This window comes from Oleiphilus sp. HI0132 (assembly GCF_001635845.1).
Genome location: NZ_LWGJ01000948.1, coordinates 1 through 530, shown reverse-complemented (window position 1 = coordinate 530; position 530 = coordinate 1). Strand labels below are relative to the sequence as shown.

The following is a 530-nucleotide window of genomic DNA, read 5'->3' as shown; positions in this document are numbered from 1 at the left end:
CTTTCTACCAGCCCTAGGTGCTCAAGTGTATAGTTGCGCGTAATATCGACCGCGTCTTGTGACCACTCAATCATCTAATCGATATCTTGGAGTGGTTTGTCTCGTTCTTGAAATGAAAAACTCTTACTGATGCCGCCCGAGATGGCTGTGTTGGCATGAATTTTTTTACCTGCGGTGTACTGAATAGCTTCATGTCCGTGCTTGCGCATTAATGCGCCTTTCTTGGCCAGGTCAGGAAAGGCTTTAATGACTTCAAAGATATTGCGCTTTTTAGCGGGAGCAGAAAAACCAAAGAGCAGGTCAGGTGAACTGAGATGGAAGAAGTGGAGTACGTTGCTCTGCATAATCTGGCCGTAGTGCATTAGGCGGCGCATTTTTTCGGCGGTGGGCGTGAGTTGGTCAACACCGACAATCATATCCATAGCTTTTGCGGCTGCTAAGTGATGACTTACCGGGCAGATGCCACACAAGCGCTGAACGATGACAGGCACTTCCCAAAGTAATCGGCCCTGGATAAAGCGCTCAAAGCC

The 530-nt window shown here is 48.5% G+C and carries 1 protein-coding gene; it reads right to left on the bottom strand.

Going from position 1 to position 530, the window contains the following annotated elements:
* Positions 1-74: 74 nt before the first annotated feature.
* A partial coding sequence (locus tag A3766_RS10610; protein ID WP_231882884.1) for a nickel-dependent hydrogenase large subunit occupies positions 75-530 on the bottom strand: 456 nt, incomplete at its 5' end.